This is a genomic window from uncultured Cardiobacterium sp., from assembly GCF_938028185.1.
Classification (GTDB): Bacteria; Pseudomonadota; Gammaproteobacteria; order Cardiobacteriales; family Cardiobacteriaceae; genus Cardiobacterium.
On sequence record NZ_CALJAH010000382.1, the window covers coordinates 1 to 2,090 of the forward strand.

2 protein-coding genes are annotated in these 2,090 nt (G+C 65.7%); both read left to right on the plus strand.

Annotated elements, in window-relative coordinates; translation table 11 throughout:
• Positions 1–515: HXXEE domain-containing protein (locus tag Q0349_RS11220; protein WP_298081053.1), on the plus strand; the 515-nt coding region annotated here is incomplete at its 5' end.
• A 6-nt stretch (positions 516–521) separates the two neighbouring features.
• Positions 522–2,090: ATP-binding cassette domain-containing protein (locus Q0349_RS11225; RefSeq protein ID WP_298081054.1), on the plus strand; the 1,569-nt coding region annotated here is incomplete at its 3' end.

Here is a 2,090-nt window from a genome sequence, read left to right on the forward strand (position 1 = left end):
CCATGAATCTGCCCGTCCTTGCCCTGTCGCTGCCGCTGGTTTTTATGCTGCACGATTTCGAGGAGCTGATTGGCGCCGAACCCTGGCTGCGCGCCAACCGTGCCGCGTTGTTGCAGCGTTTCCCGCGCCTCGCGCCGCCGCTGGTTGCGCATATGCAGCGCATGGCCGGTGCGCCTTTTACTTGCAGCGTGTGCCTGCTGTTTGTGCTGCTGACGCTGCTGTCGTGCTACGCGGCGCTGAGCGGCGATTACCGCCTCTGGTACGGCGTGCTGGCGGCGTTTACCGCGCATTTGTTCGTCCATCTGCTGCAATGGGCGCTGTGGCGGCGCTACCTTCCCTGCATCCTCACCAGCCTGCCCGCGCTGCCCTACGGGTTTTGGGCGCTGGCGCAGGATTTCCCGCTGACGGCGGCGGAAAAATGGTATTGGAGCGGCGTCGCGGCGCTGCTCGTCCTCGCCCTGCTGGCGCTACTACACCTTTTCATGCCGCGTCTCGCCCGCTGTCTCAACCGGTAACTGCTTATGACCGCCCTCACCATCTCCCATCTCAGCCACCGCTACGGCAAGACGCTGGCGCTGGACGACCTTTCCCTCACCCTGCCGCGCGGGCTGACCGTCGGCCTCATCGGCCCGGACGGCGTCGGCAAATCGACCCTGCTCGGCCTGATTGCGGGCGTGCGCGCCATCCAGCACGGCGAATTGCACGTTCTCGGCGGCGATATGCGAAAGCCTGCCGACCGCCTCGCGCTGTCGCACCGCATCGCCTATATGCCGCAGGGGCTGGGGCGCAATCTCTACCCGACGCTGTCGGTTTACGAAAATATCGACTTCCACGCCCGCCTTTTCGGCCTGCCCGCAGGCGAGCGCCGCGCCCGCATCCGGCGGCTGTTGGACGCGACCGGCCTCGCGCCGTTTCCCGACCGCGCCACCGGCAAACTCTCCGGCGGGATGAAGCAGAAGGCGAGCCTGTGCTGCGCGCTGGTGCATTCACCCGATTTGCTGATATTGGACGAGCCAACCACCGGCGTTGACCCGCTGTCGCGCCGCCAGTTCTGGGCGCTGGTGCGCGACCTGCAACGCGAAACGGCGGGGATGACGGTGCTGGTCGCCACCGCCTACATCGAAGAAGCGGAGCCGTTCGCGCAACTGTGGGCGATGGACGCGGGCAAACTGCTGGTGAACGCGCCGACGCGCGACGTCATGGCCGGACACGCCAACCTCGAAGAGGCCTACATCCGTCTGCTGCCGCCGGAAAAACAGCAAGGCACGGGCGGGCTGGATTTGACGCCGTTCGTGCCTGACCCGTCGTTGCCGCCGGCGATTGAGGCGCACCATTTGACCAAGCGCTTCGGCGACTTCACCTCGGTCGATGACGTCAGCTTCACCATCCAGCAGGGCGAAATCTTCGGCTTCCTCGGCAGCAACGGCTGCGGCAAATCAACGACGATGAAAATGCTCACCGGCCTGTTGCAGGCGACCAGCGGCACGGCGGAGCTGCTTGGCGCGCCGGTCGATGCGGGCAGCGTGGCGACGCGGATGCGCGTCGGCTATATGTCGCAGGCGTTCTCGTTGTATGAGGAGCTGACCGTGCGGCAAAACCTCGCCCTGCACGCCCGCCTCTACCGCCTCGGCGCGCGCGGCAAGGCGGCGATTCGCGAGGCATTAGAGCAGTTTGACCTGGTGGACGTCGCCGACGTCAAACCGTCTGCCCTGCCGCTCGGCATCCGCCAACGGCTGCAACTGGCCGCCGCCTGCCTGCACCGCCCGGAAGTGCTGATACTGGACGAGCCCACATCGGGCGTGGACCCGGCGGCGCGCGATATGTTCTGGCGGCACCTGCTGCGGATGTCGCGCGAAGACAAAATCACCATTTTTGTAACGACCCACTTCATGAACGAAGCGGCGCGCTGCGACCGCATCTCCTTCATGCACCAGGGACGGGTACTGGCGATTGGCACCCCGGCGGAGCTGGTGGCGCAATACCACGCGCCGAATCTGGAGGAGGCGTTTGTGCAGTATCTGCTGCTGGATGAGGCGGCGCAGAAGGAGAAGGCGGGAGAAACACCAACCGCCGCCCAATCTCCCACCGTT